General features: G+C 42.3%; 17 protein-coding genes. 9 read left to right on the top strand and 8 right to left on the bottom strand.

Annotated elements, in window-relative coordinates; genetic code table 11:
• Positions 1-21: 21 nt before the first annotated feature.
• Positions 22-1,551, bottom strand: coding sequence for a DUF4301 family protein (locus BUC07_RS08305; protein ID WP_073168306.1), 1,530 nt, complete (start codon positions 1,549-1,551; stop codon positions 22-24).
• Positions 1,552-1,702: 151 nt separating this feature from the next.
• Between BUC07_RS08305 and BUC07_RS08300 the strand changes: the two genes are divergently transcribed.
• From BUC07_RS08300 to BUC07_RS08290, 3 genes are read left to right on the top strand one after another with little or no spacing between them, the layout of a single operon-like run.
• Complete coding sequence (locus tag BUC07_RS08300; RefSeq protein ID WP_073168304.1) at positions 1,703-1,885, top strand: hypothetical protein; 183 nt, start codon at positions 1,703-1,705, stop codon at positions 1,883-1,885.
• Positions 1,873-2,169, top strand: a complete 297-nt coding sequence (locus tag BUC07_RS08295; RefSeq protein ID WP_073168303.1) for a type II toxin-antitoxin system RelE/ParE family toxin — start codon at positions 1,873-1,875, stop codon at positions 2,167-2,169. Before BUC07_RS08300 ends, BUC07_RS08295 begins: the two co-directional genes overlap by 13 nt.
• Positions 2,170-2,183: 14 nt before the next feature.
• Entirely contained in the window at positions 2,184-3,125 is a 942-nt protein-coding gene (locus tag BUC07_RS08290; protein ID WP_073168301.1) for a tRNA modification radical SAM protein MnmL/YtqA, read from the top strand.
• Here the strand turns inward: BUC07_RS08290 and BUC07_RS08285 are convergent.
• Together BUC07_RS08285 and BUC07_RS08280 are read right to left on the bottom strand one after the other, a co-directional pair.
• Entirely contained in the window at positions 3,122-3,538 is a 417-nt protein-coding gene (locus tag BUC07_RS08285) for a PAS domain-containing protein (RefSeq protein ID WP_073168299.1), read from the bottom strand. The genes BUC07_RS08290 and BUC07_RS08285 overlap by 4 nt on opposite strands.
• Positions 3,539-3,691: 153 nt before the next feature.
• Positions 3,692-4,447, bottom strand: coding sequence for a DUF4197 domain-containing protein (locus BUC07_RS08280; protein WP_073168298.1), 756 nt, complete (start codon positions 4,445-4,447; stop codon positions 3,692-3,694).
• A 429-nt stretch (positions 4,448-4,876) separates the two neighbouring features.
• Here BUC07_RS08280 and tnpA point away from each other — a divergent pair, with 429 nt between their 5' ends.
• Positions 4,877-5,329, top strand: a complete 453-nt coding sequence (tnpA, locus tag BUC07_RS08275; protein WP_073168296.1) for an IS200/IS605 family transposase — start codon at positions 4,877-4,879, stop codon at positions 5,327-5,329.
• Positions 5,330-5,589: 260 nt separating this feature from the next.
• Here tnpA and BUC07_RS08270 read toward each other — a convergent pair whose 3' ends face one another.
• Positions 5,590-7,425: a YgiQ family radical SAM protein gene (locus BUC07_RS08270; RefSeq protein WP_073168294.1), complete on the bottom strand. Its 1,836-nt coding sequence runs from the start codon at positions 7,423-7,425 to the stop codon at positions 5,590-5,592.
• 152 nt (positions 7,426-7,577) lie between these two features.
• Between BUC07_RS08270 and BUC07_RS08265 the strand changes: the two genes are divergently transcribed.
• A complete protein-coding gene (locus BUC07_RS08265; RefSeq protein WP_073168292.1) occupies positions 7,578-8,822 on the top strand; it encodes a BaiN/RdsA family NAD(P)/FAD-dependent oxidoreductase in 1,245 nt (414 codons plus the stop codon).
• A gap of 37 nt (positions 8,823-8,859) precedes the next feature.
• Here the strand turns inward: BUC07_RS08265 and BUC07_RS08260 are convergent, their stop codons facing one another.
• Entirely contained in the window at positions 8,860-9,057 is a 198-nt protein-coding gene (locus BUC07_RS08260; RefSeq protein WP_073168290.1) for a YwbE family protein, read from the bottom strand.
• A 224-nt stretch (positions 9,058-9,281) separates the two neighbouring features.
• Here BUC07_RS08260 and BUC07_RS08255 point away from each other — a divergent pair, with 224 nt between their 5' ends.
• Positions 9,282-11,081, top strand: a complete 1,800-nt coding sequence (locus BUC07_RS08255) for a GNAT family N-acyltransferase (protein ID WP_073168390.1) — start codon at positions 9,282-9,284, stop codon at positions 11,079-11,081.
• A gap of 30 nt (positions 11,082-11,111) precedes the next feature.
• Here BUC07_RS08255 and BUC07_RS08250 read toward each other — a convergent pair whose 3' ends face one another.
• The 3 genes from BUC07_RS08250 to BUC07_RS08240 all read right to left on the bottom strand — a co-directional run bounded on the left by BUC07_RS08250 (position 11,112) and on the right by BUC07_RS08240 (position 12,256).
• Positions 11,112-11,420 carry a type II toxin-antitoxin system RelE/ParE family toxin gene (locus BUC07_RS08250; RefSeq protein WP_073168288.1) on the bottom strand — a complete coding sequence of 103 codons (309 nt, stop codon included), beginning with the start codon at positions 11,418-11,420 and terminating at the stop codon, positions 11,112-11,114.
• Entirely contained in the window at positions 11,411-11,653 is a 243-nt protein-coding gene (locus tag BUC07_RS08245; RefSeq protein ID WP_073168286.1) for a hypothetical protein, read from the bottom strand. The genes BUC07_RS08250 and BUC07_RS08245 overlap by 10 nt, the downstream gene beginning before the upstream one ends.
• Before the next feature lie 75 nt (positions 11,654-11,728).
• A complete protein-coding gene (locus BUC07_RS08240) occupies positions 11,729-12,256 on the bottom strand; it encodes a cupin domain-containing protein (protein ID WP_073168388.1) in 528 nt (175 codons plus the stop codon).
• A gap of 229 nt (positions 12,257-12,485) precedes the next feature.
• On the opposite strand from BUC07_RS08240, the gene BUC07_RS08235 reads away from it, so the two are divergent.
• From BUC07_RS08235 to BUC07_RS08225, 3 genes are all read left to right on the top strand, one after another.
• A complete protein-coding gene (locus BUC07_RS08235; protein WP_073168284.1) occupies positions 12,486-13,427 on the top strand; it encodes a polyprenyl-phosphate transporter in 942 nt (313 codons plus the stop codon).
• The gene (locus BUC07_RS08230) at positions 13,424-14,170 is read left to right on the top strand and encodes a shikimate dehydrogenase family protein (protein WP_073168282.1); all 747 of its coding nucleotides are present in this window, start codon (positions 13,424-13,426) and stop codon (positions 14,168-14,170) included. Before BUC07_RS08235 ends, BUC07_RS08230 begins: the two co-directional genes overlap by 4 nt.
• A gap of 96 nt (positions 14,171-14,266) precedes the next feature.
• Complete coding sequence (locus BUC07_RS08225) at positions 14,267-14,737, top strand: low molecular weight protein-tyrosine-phosphatase (RefSeq protein WP_073168281.1); 471 nt, start codon at positions 14,267-14,269, stop codon at positions 14,735-14,737.

The raw sequence follows: 14,737 nt of genomic DNA, 5'->3' as shown, positions 1-14,737 counted from the left end.
CGAATAAAGAAACTTGTTTTTTTACAAGTGCTGTTCCCTTAACAAATCGTTGACCGTTTTTACCGGATTAAAGGTTTCAACAGGAACTTCCACAAAAAGAGTGTTCCAGTTGCTCATGGCTCCGTTCCACAATCCGGGCAGCTCCTGGGCTTTTAAATCCTTACCGTCTTTCGATTTTTTCGATATAAAACCTGTTGCCGGATCAGTAAACTGTGCCAGGTCGTATTTTTCGCCTTTGTAATTTTTTACCGCGCATACCAAATCAACCGGGTTAAAATGCGTGGCATTTTTTACAATATTTTGTTGCTGAACACTTTCCGGGTCAATTTGCGTGCTCTCCACAATTTGAAGCGAAACGGTATCGTCAGGATTCAGCGCCAGAAATGGCCCGCCACCGGGTTCGCCTTCATTTTTCACCATCCCGCAAACGCGTAGCGGGCGGTTGTATTTTTCCCTCAAATAATGGTACAGTTCCTCTTTTTCAGTATAGTACTGATTTCTTGGTGGCTTAATATTCAGTGTATGCTCCAGAAAATTGGCAGCCTCGGCCAGAAAAGCACTGTCAAGCGCTGAAGGATGCCTTTCGTTCAAAAATTTTTGATACCTGAAAATCTTTTCCTGGAATTTCAAAAGCACACCCGCCAACGCTTTTTTGTAGTCGATGGTAACCTGTTTCAGGTGGTCGGGCACCACATTGTCGATGTTCTTAATGAAAATCAAATCGGCATCCAGATCGTTCAGGTTCTCAATCAGCGCACCATGACCGCCGGGCCGAAAAAGAAGACTGCCATCTGACTCGCGGAACGGTTCATTCTTCAAATCAACAGCAATGGTATCGGTTGAAGGTTTCTGCACACTAAATGAAACTTCGAAGGTAACATTCAATAACTTTTCGTATTTAGCTTTCACCTCATTCAGCAGCTCCTCAAAACCTTTTTTGTGCTCGGGCGACACTGTAAAATGAAGGCGTGCAATATTTGTTTTGTCAGTTGAATAGCTTGAAGCCTCCACCAAATGCTCTTCAAAAGGTGTGCGTTCACCGTCCGGATATTTATGAAATTTCAGCAACCCTTTGGGCAACGAGCCGTAGTTCAGGCCTTTTTCGTTTAGCAGAAAATCAATCCAGCTCCGGCAATTTTTATCTACATGCCCCTCTCCCACGGCAGCTTCCAAATCATTAAAAAAAGCAAACTTTTCTTTATTGACCAGGAACTTCCTGGCAGCGGCGCTTTTCACCAGCGTTTCATCCGGGTTTTCTGATTGTTCGCAATCTTTCAAAGCTTCATATAACGCTTTAAACATCCGGCTGGCAGCTCCCGATGCCGGCACAAATTTAAGCGGCCTCATTCCGCGATCAATCATTTCAGCAAAAAAATCACCGCTTTGTTTTACTTCCTCTTCACTCAGGCTGATGATGCCGTTACCGGGGGTTGCCGCTTCTTTTATCTCAAGGAAAGGGAAGCCTTTCTTAAAGTTTCCAATTTGTTGCAGCACCGTTTCAGAGTGGCTTCCCCGTTCTTTTATTTGTTGTTCATCTTTTTTCGAAAGCATATATAGTCATTTTAAAGTACTTAAAAATAGAAATAAGAATCCTTATTTAAAATTTTTAACACCCTCTGAAGGCATAAAGTTTTCAATATTTTTTGAACAGGTAAATCAAAAAATTGTAACTTGCTCTCAATTTTAAAATAAACATTCTGCGATGTTGACAAAGTCAAAAATAATGGAAGCAATTGAGAATTTTCCGGAAGAAATTTCGATTGACGATATTATTGATAAATTAATTCTTATTGAAAAAACGGAAAAAGGAATACGTCAATCTGAAAACGAAGCGATAATTTCAGATGCTGAACTGGAAAAAGAAATGGAGAAATGGTTCAAATAAACTGGACTTTTCAGGCAAGGGACGATTTAAAAAATATCGCGGAATATATTTCAAAAGATTCTATTCAATACGCAAAAATTCAAACACTTAGAATTAAATCCAGAACAAAAATTTTAATTAAACATCCACAAATTGGCAGGGTAGTTCCTGAAATTGAAAACCCGTCAATAAGAGAATTAATTGTTGGAAACTACAGAATTATCTACAAGGTTATTTCAGCCAACCGGGTAGATATTTTAACAATCCATCATTCTGCAAGAGATTTTTCAAAAAGAACCATTTAAGATAAATTCCAGACATGAAGCAGAAAACCTTCTTTTGGGGGCATTCAAAACGGTACAATGATTTTCCCACCTATTTCAAAAACCTGTTTTCGGAGCGGGTGCAAAAGGTGTCGGTTGACGGCGGATTTACCTGCCCCAACCGCGATGGGGAAAAAGGCTACGGCGGCTGCACTTACTGCAACAACAAAACATTTAAACCTACCTACTGCAACCTCGAAAACAGCGTGACCAGCCAGATAGAACAGGGCATTCGTTTTTTTGAAAAGAAGTACAAATCGATGCGTTTCCTCGCCTATTTTCAGGCTTACACCAGCAGTTACGCACCACTGGAAAACCTGATTGAATTGTATGAAGAAGCACTCCGTCATCCCAAAATTGTGGGGCTGGTTATTTCTACCCGGCCCGATGCACTGCAGGGGGAACTGCTCGAGTACTTAGAAGAACTGAGCAAAAAAGTGTATGTGATGGTGGAGTTCGGGCTGGAATCGCACCTCGACAGCACGCTGGAGAAAATCAACCGCGGCCATACTTTTGCTGAGTCGGTTTGGGCACTGGAAGAAACCAGTAGCAGAGGAATCAATAACGGCGCACATCTCATTTTAGGGCTGCCCGGAGAAACCCGTGAAGACTGGCTGAATCAATCCCGGGTTATTTCACAACTCCCTGTTAATAACTTAAAATTGCACCAACTGCAAATCCACAAAGGCACGGTGATGGAAAAGCAGTTCCGTGATAATCCCGATCAGTTTCACCTTTTTTCTGCTGAAGAATACATCGAACTGGCGGTAGATTACTTAGAGCTGCTCAATCCGAAAATCATTGTGGAACGTTTTATCAGCCAGGCGCCGCCTGACCTGCTCATTGCCCCGCGCTGGGGCCTCAAAAACTTCGAGTTTGTGGCCAAAGTGGAAAAACGATTGAAGGAACGCGATACGTGGCAGGGAAAACTATATTAATGCTTATGCGTTCGGTCGTCAATTACCACCAGCCGGTATTTATGGCCGTTCATCACCACGCGGTGGGCATCGATGTGGAGATGCTTGGTGACTATTTTATTGTGAATATAAAAATCACGAATCAGTACTAATTCCGAGAGGTTGGATCCCGAAAGCAAGTCTCTCATTTGGCAATGCTTACAAAAGCTGTCGTTTGCGTCAAGTTTATTGCCACGTTGCGTACACCCCATAATTTCACAAAACTCATGCTCCAAAATATCGCCTTTATCACTTTTGGTCAGTTTCTGAAAAGCATTATTGAAATACTTCACTTTAAAGTCATGATCGGTCAGAAAAATAGCCTGCGGATGATGTTCTATCAGTTGATTGAGCAGTCCGTTGGCTTCGTCGATGCGTTCAAATTCAAGTCTCATGGCAATCAGTATTAACAGGTTCGCAAATTATGTCAAAAACAGAAACAAAGCTTCAAATAACATTCTTTTTGACAAATTGAAAGTAGCAATTTTTAATTAAAAAGGCAACGGAAAATGTTTTACAATCTAAAAATATTTTTATTTATGTTTTAATCAGCTGCTTACCGAGCCAAAAACACGACGCAGCAAATCGTTCACACGCGCTGCAGGATTTTCCCTTATCTGTTTTTCTTCCTGTTCAATTTTCAGGAACAGTCCCTCGAGAGCTTCGTTGGTCAGATACACATCCAGATTGGCTTCAATGGATTTTAAACCCGCCACCTGACCTACAATCGAGTTGGCCACTTCGTTCCACCGGCCGGTGAGTGTATTCCAGCTTTGCGCGGTAGAAACATTGCCTACCAGTTTTTTATTCAGCGAATTTTCAATTTTGGGACGGTAAAGCGCGAATAAATCGTCGTAAATTGAATTGTACAGATATTGTGTGGCCGCATTATCTTCCCCCCTTAAAATTCCTGCTGCATCGGCAATGGTCATGCTTTTAATGCTGTTCACAAAAATGGGTTTGGCCTCCGTAACCGCGTCTTCGGCAGCACGGTTTATGCGCAGCAATACATCATCGAGCAACTGATTGCCGCCGGGAATTTTACCAATATTATCTACTATTATGTCAGCTTCGGGTGGAAGCAGAATTTTTACGTCTGCATCGCCATAATAGCCGTTGGTTTCGCCCAGAATGTTCACCGACTTGTTGGTGCCCACCACCAATGCTTCTTTCAGGCCTGCAATAATCTCCGACCGGGCAAGCGGACGATTGCTTTCCATGGATTCGTTTACAATCTGCTGTAATTCGGCACAGGATGTAAAAAATATCAAAAATGCGGCAAACAGCGGAATTACTTTTCTCATGGTGGAATTATTATGGTTACAGATTTACCGAAAGATACAAAATTTTATTGGTTAAGGTAAAAATCGAACCAGGCGAATAGGATAATATCATAACTGCTCGTAGCCTTTCAGGCCTTAATTCCATGCACCTCAGACTCATTGGGCGTTGCCCAATGTTATTGCTGTTGCCCCGTTGGGGCAATTCTTAATAAAGCAATACATCCATAAATGTATTCATATTCACAATTGGATTCCCCTGAAGGGCAAAGCCCTCAAAGCTCCAACATCGGGCAGCGCCCGATGATTTCAGACATGCCAGGAACATAGCCCTGAAGGGGCGAAAGCATTCCAACAGAAAACGGAAGTATTTGTGTTTGAAGCACTAAACTACAAAAAACATTTTCATAACTTTATAAAGTATAAATTTCAAAATCATAAAAATATACGATTATGTCACAATCATTATCTAAAGTTTATGTTCACATAACTTTCAGCACCAAAAACAGACTGAATCTAATAAAAGAAGAAAATGAAGAATCCCTCTTTGAATATATTGGAGGAATATGCAGAGGGTTGGAATGCAACCCGGTTCAGGTTGGCGGATATAAAAATCATATTCACATTCTATGCCTGCTATCGCGAAAAATATCTCAAATGAAGTTACTGGAGGAAATTAAAAAGCAGTCGTCCAAATGGATAAAAACAAAAGGTTCGGATTATTTCTCGTTTTATTGGCAGGATGGATATGGTATTTTTTCTGTCAATCCTACCCAAGTTCCAGTTGTGAAGAAGTACATCGAAAATCAAAAAATACATCATAAAAAGGTTTCATTTAAAGAAGAGTTGCTGGCTTTTCTGAAAAAATATGATGTTGATTATGACGAACGGTATTTGTGGGATTAAACCTGCTCGTGGCCTTTCAGGCCTTAATTCTATGCATCTCAGGTTCATTGGGCGTTGCCCAATGTTATTGCTGATGCCCCGTTGGGGAAATTTAATTTAGGAATAGAACGCTATCAAAAACACGTTTACACAATTTTGCGTTTGGGATGAACCCAAAAATGAGGGCAAAGCCCTCAAAGCCTCAACATCGGGCAGCGCCCGATGATTTCAGACAAGCCGGAAACATGGCCCTGAAGGGGCGAAAGCAATTTGAAACTTCCCTACCCAAACAACTTTTTAATCAAATCCTGGCGGCCTTTGGCTTTCAGTTCGCTCATAATTGATTTCCGGTATTCGCGTTTGTACCAGAAGAAAAATTTGCGCTGCTCTTTTTTGGCGGACTGGCTGCGGGCGGTAAACACCTTTTCCATGGTGTACGGGTGGTAGCCCGAGTAGTAAATTACGGTGGCCAGTGTCATTGGCGTGGGCGTAAAATCCTGCACCTGCTCCAGCCGGAAGTTCATGTTTTTGGTTTGAATGGCCAGGTGGGCCATGTCTTCGGCGTTACTTCCAGGGTGGCTCGAAATAAAGTATGGAATCAGTTGCTGTTTCAGGTTTTCTTCCCTGTTTATTTTATTGAATTCCCTGTTCAGCTCTTCAAACAACTTAAAAGAAGGCTTCCGCATAAATTTCAGTACCTCGTCCGATGTATGTTCCGGTGCCACTTTCAATCGGCCCGACACATGGTGTTTGATCACTTCGCGCAGGTATTTCCGGTTGACCTTGTCGGTTTCCGGGTTGCCTGTTTTTGCCAGAATCATGTCGTAACGAATACCGCTTCCCACAAACGCTTTTTTCACTTTCGGATTGTTTCTCACTTTTTCATACAACTCCAGCATCGGCTTGTGGCTGGTATCCAAATTTTTGCAGATGTTCGGAAAAATACATGAGGCTCGCTTGCACTTGCGGCAAATTTCTTCATGAATGCCTTTCATTTTGTACATGTTGGCCGAGGGGCCGCCCAAATCGGAAATGTACCCTTTAAAATCAGGCATCTGTGTTACTTTTTCCACCTCCTTTAACACAGATTTTTCGGAACGGCTAACAATAAATTTTCCCTGGTGGGCCGAAATAGTGCAAAATGTACAACCGCCAAAACACCCGCGGTGAATATTAATGGAATGCCGGATCATTTCGTAAGCCGGAATCGTTTCCTTGTTGTGGTAACGCGGATGCGGCAATCGTGTGTAAGGCAAATCATACACGCGGTCGATTTCCTCTTCGCGGAAAACCGGCCAGGGCGGATTCACCACCACTTTTCTTTTGCCAACCCGCTGCACCAGTTTTTTGGCTTCCATCTTGTTCGACTCCTCCTCGATGTGCATAAAGTTGCGGGCAAACTTCTTCCGGTCGGTCAGGCACTCTTCGTGCGATGCCAGTTCCAGTTCGTTCCACTCTTTTTGCGTGGCATAATCTTCTTCAGCGCCCGCCATAAAAGCCGTCTGGGGAATATTGGTAAGGTTTTCCAAGGGCACGCCGCGCTGAATAAGCCGGGCAAATTCCACAATCGACTTCTCTCCCATCCCGTAAAAAAGTAAATCAGCTTTTGAATCCTCCAAAATGGATGGCATCAATTTATCCGACCAGTAATCGTAATGGGTCAGCCGCCGCAGCGAAGCTTCAATTCCGCCAATAATCAGCGGAACATCCGGGAAAAGCTTTTTCAGAATGTTGGAATAGGTGATGGTGGCATAATCGGGCCGCTGCCCGGGTCGCCCGCCGGGCGTGTAGGCATCGTCCGATCGTTTGCGCTTGTTTGCGGTGTAGTGATTCACCATCGAATCCATGTTGCCCCCGGTTACTGCAAAAAACAGTCGTGGCGCACCCAGCTTTTTGAAATCACGCAGGTCGTCCTGCCAGTTGGGTTGCGGCACAATGGCCACTTTCAGTCCTTCGGCTTCCAAAACACGTCCAATCACCGCCGCACCAAACGAAGGGTGATCGATATATGCATCGCCCGAAAACAGAATTACATCAGCCTGCTGCCAGCCCAATTCTTTCATTTCTTTTCGTGATGTGGGCAACCACTCATTCCTATTTCTGTTGATTTTAATCATTCTAATAAAGGACAAAATAAATCAATTTTCATGAAATCAGATAATTCAGTCTGTAATTATTAACAGCAGATGAAGTCAGAAAGTGATGAAAAATAATATTCCGTCAATAAAATTTACAATTCTCTGTTCTGTAAAAATTATCTTTGCAGGCGATGAAAAATTTCGATGTAATTGTAATTGGTGCCGGTGCTGCCGGTTTACTGGCAGCCGGAAGAGCAGCCGAATGTGGCGGCAAGGTACTGGTACTTGAAAAAATGCGGCGGGCGGGCAGAAAATTATTAATCACCGGAAAAGGTCGCTGCAACATTACCAACAATGCCCCAGTAAGTGAATTCATCAAGCACATTCAGCCCAATGGAAAATTTCTGCGGAATGCTTTCTCGCAGTTTTTTTCAAAAGATATAATCGCCCTGCTCCAAAAACACGGGACCGAAGTGACGCTCGAACGCGGTGGGCGCTATTTCCCCACAAGCAACAAATCGACTGATGTTTTGAATGCTTTGCTAAAATGGGTTTCGGATTTGAATGTAGAAATCCACGGAGGCGAAAAAGTAGAAAAGATAGCAGTGGAAGACAATCAGGTTCGGGGAGTTATTTCAAACGGAAAATTCATCCAAGCCGACCGCGTAATTCTTGCCACCGGGGGAAAATCATATCCGGCAACCGGTTCAACCGGCGACGGCTATGAGTTGGCAAAACAGGTTGGCCATTCCTTAGTGCCGGACCGCCCGGCCCTGGTTCCGATTGAAACAGAAGGTGATGTGGCGCAGAAACTACAGGGTTTAAATCTGAAAAATGCAAAGGCTGTGGTTTGGGTGAACGGTAAAAAAGCAGGCGAAGATTTTGGCGAAATGGTATTTACCCATTTTGGGTTATCCGGACCGGTAATTCTTACGCTCAGCCGCATTGTTGTTGACGAATTACAAAAGAAAAACAAAGTTGAAATTACCATTGATTTAAAACCTGCCCTCGACGAGCAAAAACTTGACAACCGCCTGATACGTGATTTAAATGAGCATGGAAAGAAAAAGTTGGGAAACATTATCCGGCACTGGCTGCCCTCGTCGATGATCCCGGTTTTTATTGAATTGCTTGAAATCGATCCTGAAAAGGAATGCCACCAGGTAACGGCTGCTGAACGGAAAAAGATAAGATACCTGCTGAAAAATCTGCGGTTTGAAATTACCGGGCATCGTTCTTATAAAGAAGCAATTATTACGGCAGGCGGAATCCCAACCAAAGAAATTTATCCAAAATCGCTGGAATCCAAATTCATAAAAGGACTATATTTTGCCGGCGAAATCATCGACCTCGATGCAAAAACCGGCGGTTACAATCTGCAAATTGCCTGGTCAACCGGATGGGTTGCCGGTAATGCATGCATGAATGCCGATTAAACGTCTGGCAATTTCAACCGCCTGGCTAATAGACTTCTTATTCTTCAATGATATTTTTCACCCGACCAACTTCACCAGTTTCAAGCAACACTTTTATTCCGTGTGGATGACTTGCTGATTTTGTAAGAATTCGTTTTACAACGCCTTCAGTAAGTTCGCCCGAGCGTTGATGCTGTTTCTGCACAATTTCCACCTCATCACCAATCTGAATATTTTTTCTCTGTTTTCCGTCCATTTGTATTGTTCTATTTTTCGGTGGCAGGGAGCCATCTGTTTTTTACTGAAACTTATTTGTCAGTTCCACTGCCCTTTCGGGAAACAAATTAAACCATTTTTTGCTTAGTATGCGAGCAGAAGCCAATTACCTTTTTCAATCCAACCCGGTTTAATTGAAAAATCCTTCTATTTTTGTGTAGGTGTTTGAAAAAGTTTTTTTTCAAAAAAACCAATAAAATCCAGATGGAACTATTGAAACTGAAGGACATTTTTAAAGCTTCTCCAGCCCTGACCTATTTTGGTGGCGAATACTTCGCAAAATTCCTGATGTACATTCTCCGGTTCAACAAGCTGAACAAAATTTACGAGCAAATAGCCACAAAAAAAGGCATTGATTTCATCGATGAAATTATCAGGATTCTTGAGTTTAAGATTGAATTTGACGAAAATGAATTAAAACGGATACCGGCAGAAGGGCCGCTGATTGTGGTGGCCAAGCATCCGCTGGGTGGCTTCGACGGGTTGTTGCTCGTTAAATACCTGTCGAAAGTGAGGCCCGATGTAAAAGTGATTGGCAACTTTTTGCTCCAAAAAGTCGATCCGGTTTCAGAATATTTTATCAGCGACAATCCTTTTGAAAAAGCGGCAAAAGGGGAAGTTGACACAAGGACCAAAGGAATTACCCGGGCCATAAAACACCTCAAAAACAATGGTGTACTTTGTCTGTTTCCTGCCGGAGAACTGAGCACCTACGGAACTTTTGACACCATCACAGACCAGGCGTGGCAGTTCCCGATGGTAAAATTTGTAAAAAAAGCAAGAGTACCGGTAGTGCCGGTTCATTTTCAGGGAACCAACAGCCGGCTGTTTCATATTATTGCAAAAATTCATCCCTCGCTTCGCCAGGTGCGCCTGCCCTCCGAACTGCTAAACAAAAAGCATAAAACCATTAAAATGCGCATTGGCACCCCGCTTAAAGTGGAAGAGCAGGATAAATTTAAAGACGTTTACCAGTTTGGGCGGTTTCTGCGTGCCAAAACCTACAGCATGGAAACACCACTTGAAGTGAAGCGTTTTTTCAGCTACAACCTGAAACCAAAACCAAAATCGGAGGCCATAATTCCGCCTGTTGATCAAAATAAAATTCTTGCTGAAATTGAAGGTATTAAAGAAGAACTCACTCTGTTTAATTTAAAAAACTACACCGCCTTTTGCGCACCAGCCAGGGTCATTCCCAATATTCTGACTGAAATTGGCCGATTGCGCGAAATTACTTTTCGCGAAGTGGGCGAAGGAACCAACCGCAGTATTGATCTGGATGAGTTTGACCTCTATTATCACCAGATGTTTATTTGGGATGACGACGAAAAACGTATTGTTGGCGCGTACCGAATTGGCAAGGGCAACGATATCCTGGATCAATACGGGAAGCGTGGGTTTTACCTGCAATCACTTTTCCGGTTAAGCGATGAGTTTAAACCCACATTGAAAGAGAGCCTGGAGCTGGGCCGTTCATTTGTAATTAAAGAATACCAGCGGCGTCCCATGCCCCTGTTTTTGCTATGGAAAGGAATTTTGTACTTCCTGCTGAAAAACCCGGAATACCGCTACCTGATTGGCCCGGTGAGCATCAGCAATAATTACTCAAAAATTTCGAAAGATTTGATTATCCGGTTCATTATGCGTAACCACCTGAACTGGAAGATGGCCCGGTTTGTGAAACCACGCAATAAATACAAGTTTACCAGCGTCAACCCGGACATCAACATCCTGATGGAGAATATGGAACACGACATCAACCGGCTCGACAAAGCAATTGGCGATTTGGACGAACTGAATTCGGGACTTCCGGTACTCCTGAAAAAATACATTAAACTGAACGCGAAAATTATCGCTTTCAATGTGGATCCAAAATTCAACAATTGCCTCGACGGGCTGATTGTGCTGGATGTTTACGATGTTCCAAAAAATACTATTGAAGCGCTTTCTAAAGAAGCCAACGACGGGTCGATTCTCGAGCGGTTTTATACGAGCAGAGAGTAGAAATTAATTTGAAAAAGAATTCCAGACAAATCAAACATTTCTGATTTTCAGGGGATTTTGCCGGGTGTCAAAAACAGCAGCAATGTTCACATAATTGTTTTCCTTCCAGTAAATAATTTTGTAATTTCCTTCAACCAAATAGCGGTACTCAAATTTTCGTTGTTCCAGCAGAGGTTCTCGTGGGCCGCTTTGTGGGTTAGTTTTAAGCTGAAGTGTTCGATTTACAATTTTTTTCACCAGGAGTCTGGCAATATCAATATTTGCTTCTGATTTGTAATAGGCATAAATATCTTCTAACATTTCAAGAGCTGTTTCCGTCCAAAACACTTTTAGCTCCATGAGTCAATATCATTTTTCAGATCGTCTGCAGAAATAACTTTTCCATTTTTTGAATCCTCTTCTGCTTTGTCAATGACAGCATTAAATTCTTCTTCACTGTAAGGCCTGATTTCCTCCTTGAATTTTTTCTTTTTTTCTAACTTTAATAAATTATCCAGTTTATTTATAAGTTCTTCGTCTTTTAGCCTTAAAAATTCCTGAATGAAATTTATTTTTTTGGTTTGAATATCCATGTTTCTTTTTTTTCAAAGTTAAAGATTATTCCATTTACAAGTATAAAATTCTTAGGGTTTAATAAGCAAAACCAGTTATTTCCAAAACTCAAACATTTTCCCTTTCGCTCCAAACAGAGGATCATTTGAAGGAAGCGGAACTTTGCGGATATTTTTTACAGCTTCTTGCTTTTCAGCTGCCTCCCCGTAATTCATATCGTACCGCTGACCGTCGGGGTAAGCACCAACAACTGCAAATCCCCCACCCGAATCGATGCGCTTGTGCGCTGTTCCGGCAGGCAACACCACCAGATCTCCTTTTTCAATGCGGACCGGTTCGTTACCCGGCCCTCCCAGTTGAACTTCGGCCCAGCCACTGTAAACTCCCAGTGCTTCATGCGCATTTGAGTGGTAATGCTGGTAACTAAAAATCCCGTTTCGCCACGAATTGTTCCAGTTATTGGCAGCAAGAACTTTTTCTATTGTAGAAGCCGGATCCCCTTCAGCAAAATCAAAAGCATTTTTGTAGAGCAAAACCGGAAGGTTTGAATTATTGGGGAAATTGCCGTTTTCTTCCAGTTGCAACGTTACAATCTCAGCATTTTTGTTCGTTTGTGCATTCATACTACTCAAATTCAAAAGAAACAGTGCAATTAAAATCAATCTTAATTCCATTTTCAGTTCATTAATCCCTTCTGTTTTTCTTAACAATTTATCCTTTCTTTTTGTTATTTTGGCGCCTGAAATATTCAATGTTCAATACTAAATTTACAACAAAATCGAGATGCAGTTGCTAGTGATGATTGGTTATTGAGTATTCGGTATTGGGTATTTCTTAAAATAATAATATAAAATGAAAAGAACAGCAAAAAACTACCTGCTACTGATTTTAAAAGGCATGGGAATGGGAGCGGCCGATGTGGTGCCCGGCGTTTCGGGAGGAACCATTGCATTTATTACCGGAATTTACGAAGAGCTGGTTTTCTCCATCAAATCGATTAACCTGCAGGCAGTGAAGCTGTTTTTTTCAGGTAAGTTTGCTGAATTCTGGAAACACATCAATGGCACCTTTCTTTTGAGCGTTGTGCTGGGAATTGGCATCAGTGTTTTTTCGCTGGCCAAATTGCTGGAATTCCTGCTCAATCAATTTCCCATATTGATTTGGTCGTTTTTCTTCGGACTCATTATTGCCTCGGCAATTTATGTGGCCCGCACCATTAAAGAATGGAATGCAGGAACTGTAATTGCCGGAGTTGCCGGAATTGTTGTTGCCTATTTCATCACAGTAATTTCGCCGGCCGAAGCCAATACAACCTGGTGGTTCATTTTTCTTTCCGGTTCCATTGCCATTTGCGCCATGATTCTACCCGGCATTTCAGGCAGTTTTATCCTGGTTTTGCTAGGCATGTACAAATTTATACTCTCCGCCGTTGGCAACCTCGAGCTTGCAATTATTCTTACTTTTCTGGCCGGGGCAGCAGTAGGAATTATCGCCTTTTCAAATATCCTGTCGTGGTTCCTGAAACATTTTCATAACCTCACTATTGCCGTTTTATCGGGATTCATGGTCGGTTCGCTCAATAAAGTATGGCCATGGAAAGAGGTGACTGAAACGTTTATTGACAGGCACGGAGAAACCCGGCCGCTGGTTGAACAAAATGTGCTGCCCGGCACTTATGAACAGGTAACCGGCAGCGAAGCCTGGCTTTTGGGCGCCATTGTTATGGCAGTTGCCGGGTTCGCAATAATTTTTGTAATTGAAGGTTTAACCAAACCGAAAAAAGAGAAGCAATGAAAAAATATGGATTAATTGGCTACCCGCTCACCCACTCTTTTTCAAAGCGTTTTTTTACCGAGAAGTTTGAAAAAGAGGAGATTAATGCAACCTACGAAAATTTCGAGATTGAATCGATCTCGTGGTTTCCTGAAATAATAAAAAACAACCCCGGACTTATCGGTCTGAATGTTACCATTCCGTACAAGGAAAAAGTGATTCCGTTTTTGGATGAACTTGACGAGGCAGCCGAAAAAGTTGGGGCAGTTAACACAGTAAGAATCAACCGCTCAAAAGACACTATCTTTTTAAAAGGCTACAACACAGATACTTTTGGGTTTGAAGCTTCATTAAAACCACTCCTAAAAGCACATCATACAAAAGCACTGATTCTGGGAACCGGCGGGGCATCAAAAGCCATCAAATTTGTATTGAACAAGCTGGACATCAGTTTCATTTCAGCATCAATCGAGGAGCTGAAGAAGAATGAAATCCGTTATGAAGATATCGACCAAAGAATGTTGGAAGAACGTCTGTTAATCATCAATGCCACACCACTGGGAACCTACCCGAAAACAGAAACTTTTCCGCCCATTCCTTATGAATATATTTCTGAAAAACATTTGCTGTTCGATTTGGTCTATAATCCCGAAGAGACTCAATTCATGAAAAAAGGAAAAGAAAAAGGTGCTGCCGTGAAAAACGGCTACGAAATGCTTTTGCAGCAGGCACTTAAATCGTACGAAATCTGGAACAGGGATTAAGCATGGGGCAGAGAGCATGGAGCAAAGAGCGCAGAGAATTATAAATTAACAGTTTTACAGTTTTACAATTTATCAATTTGACATTTTCACATTTTCATGAATAAAATAAAGATACTATTTGTTTGTTTGGGAAATATTTGCCGCTCGCCAAGTGCTGAAGCAGTTTTCACGGGGCTGGTAAAAGACGCAGGAGTGGAGGACCGGTTTGAAATTGATTCGGCAGGAACAAGTGCCTGGCATGCCGGCGAACCTGCTGATGAACGCATGCAAATACATGCCCAAAAACGTAACTACAACCTGACGAGCATTTCCCGGAAATTTGATCCGGAGGTTGATTTTGACCATTTCGATATGGTTATTGGAATGGACGATGAAAATTTTGAAACACTGAAAAGCATGGCCCGCAACCGGGATGACCTTCATAAAATTTATAAAATGACGGATTTCAGGAAAGAGTGGAATTACACCGAAGTACCTGACCCGTACTACGGAGGCGACGAAGGATTTGAACTGGTGCTCGACCTGCTCGAAGATTCCTGCGAAGGATTACTGGAAAAAACCACTTAA

Source organism: Tangfeifania diversioriginum, assembly GCF_900141875.1.
Taxonomy (GTDB): Bacteria; Bacteroidota; Bacteroidia; order Bacteroidales; family Prolixibacteraceae; genus Tangfeifania; species Tangfeifania diversioriginum.
This window is presented reverse-complemented; position numbering and strand designations above follow the sequence as displayed.

Excerpts from the sequence above, each read along its gene's own strand:
- BUC07_RS08305 (WP_073168306.1), bottom strand. The coding sequence starts at position 1,551 with ATGCTTTCGAAAAAAGATGAACAACAAATAAAAGAACGGGGAAGCCAC.
- BUC07_RS08300 (WP_073168304.1), top strand. The coding sequence starts at position 1,703 with ATGTTGACAAAGTCAAAAATAATGGAAGCAATTGAGAATTTTCCGGAA.
- BUC07_RS08295 (WP_073168303.1), top strand. The coding sequence starts at position 1,873 with ATGGTTCAAATAAACTGGACTTTTCAGGCAAGGGACGATTTAAAAAAT.
- BUC07_RS08290 (WP_073168301.1), top strand. The coding sequence starts at position 2,184 with ATGAAGCAGAAAACCTTCTTTTGGGGGCATTCAAAACGGTACAATGAT.
- BUC07_RS08285 (WP_073168299.1), bottom strand. The coding sequence starts at position 3,538 with ATGAGACTTGAATTTGAACGCATCGACGAAGCCAACGGACTGCTCAAT.
- BUC07_RS08280 (WP_073168298.1), bottom strand. The coding sequence starts at position 4,447 with ATGAGAAAAGTAATTCCGCTGTTTGCCGCATTTTTGATATTTTTTACA.
- tnpA (WP_073168296.1), top strand. The coding sequence starts at position 4,877 with ATGTCACAATCATTATCTAAAGTTTATGTTCACATAACTTTCAGCACC.
- BUC07_RS08270 (WP_073168294.1), bottom strand. The coding sequence starts at position 7,425 with ATGATTAAAATCAACAGAAATAGGAATGAGTGGTTGCCCACATCACGA.
- BUC07_RS08265 (WP_073168292.1), top strand. The coding sequence starts at position 7,578 with ATGAAAAATTTCGATGTAATTGTAATTGGTGCCGGTGCTGCCGGTTTA.
- BUC07_RS08260 (WP_073168290.1), bottom strand. The coding sequence starts at position 9,057 with ATGGACGGAAAACAGAGAAAAAATATTCAGATTGGTGATGAGGTGGAA.
- BUC07_RS08255 (WP_073168390.1), top strand. The coding sequence starts at position 9,282 with ATGGAACTATTGAAACTGAAGGACATTTTTAAAGCTTCTCCAGCCCTG.
- BUC07_RS08250 (WP_073168288.1), bottom strand. The coding sequence starts at position 11,420 with ATGGAGCTAAAAGTGTTTTGGACGGAAACAGCTCTTGAAATGTTAGAA.
- BUC07_RS08245 (WP_073168286.1), bottom strand. The coding sequence starts at position 11,653 with ATGGATATTCAAACCAAAAAAATAAATTTCATTCAGGAATTTTTAAGG.
- BUC07_RS08240 (WP_073168388.1), bottom strand. The coding sequence starts at position 12,256 with ATGAATGCACAAACGAACAAAAATGCTGAGATTGTAACGTTGCAACTG.
- BUC07_RS08235 (WP_073168284.1), top strand. The coding sequence starts at position 12,486 with ATGAAAAGAACAGCAAAAAACTACCTGCTACTGATTTTAAAAGGCATG.
- BUC07_RS08230 (WP_073168282.1), top strand. The coding sequence starts at position 13,424 with ATGAAAAAATATGGATTAATTGGCTACCCGCTCACCCACTCTTTTTCA.
- BUC07_RS08225 (WP_073168281.1), top strand. The coding sequence starts at position 14,267 with ATGAATAAAATAAAGATACTATTTGTTTGTTTGGGAAATATTTGCCGC.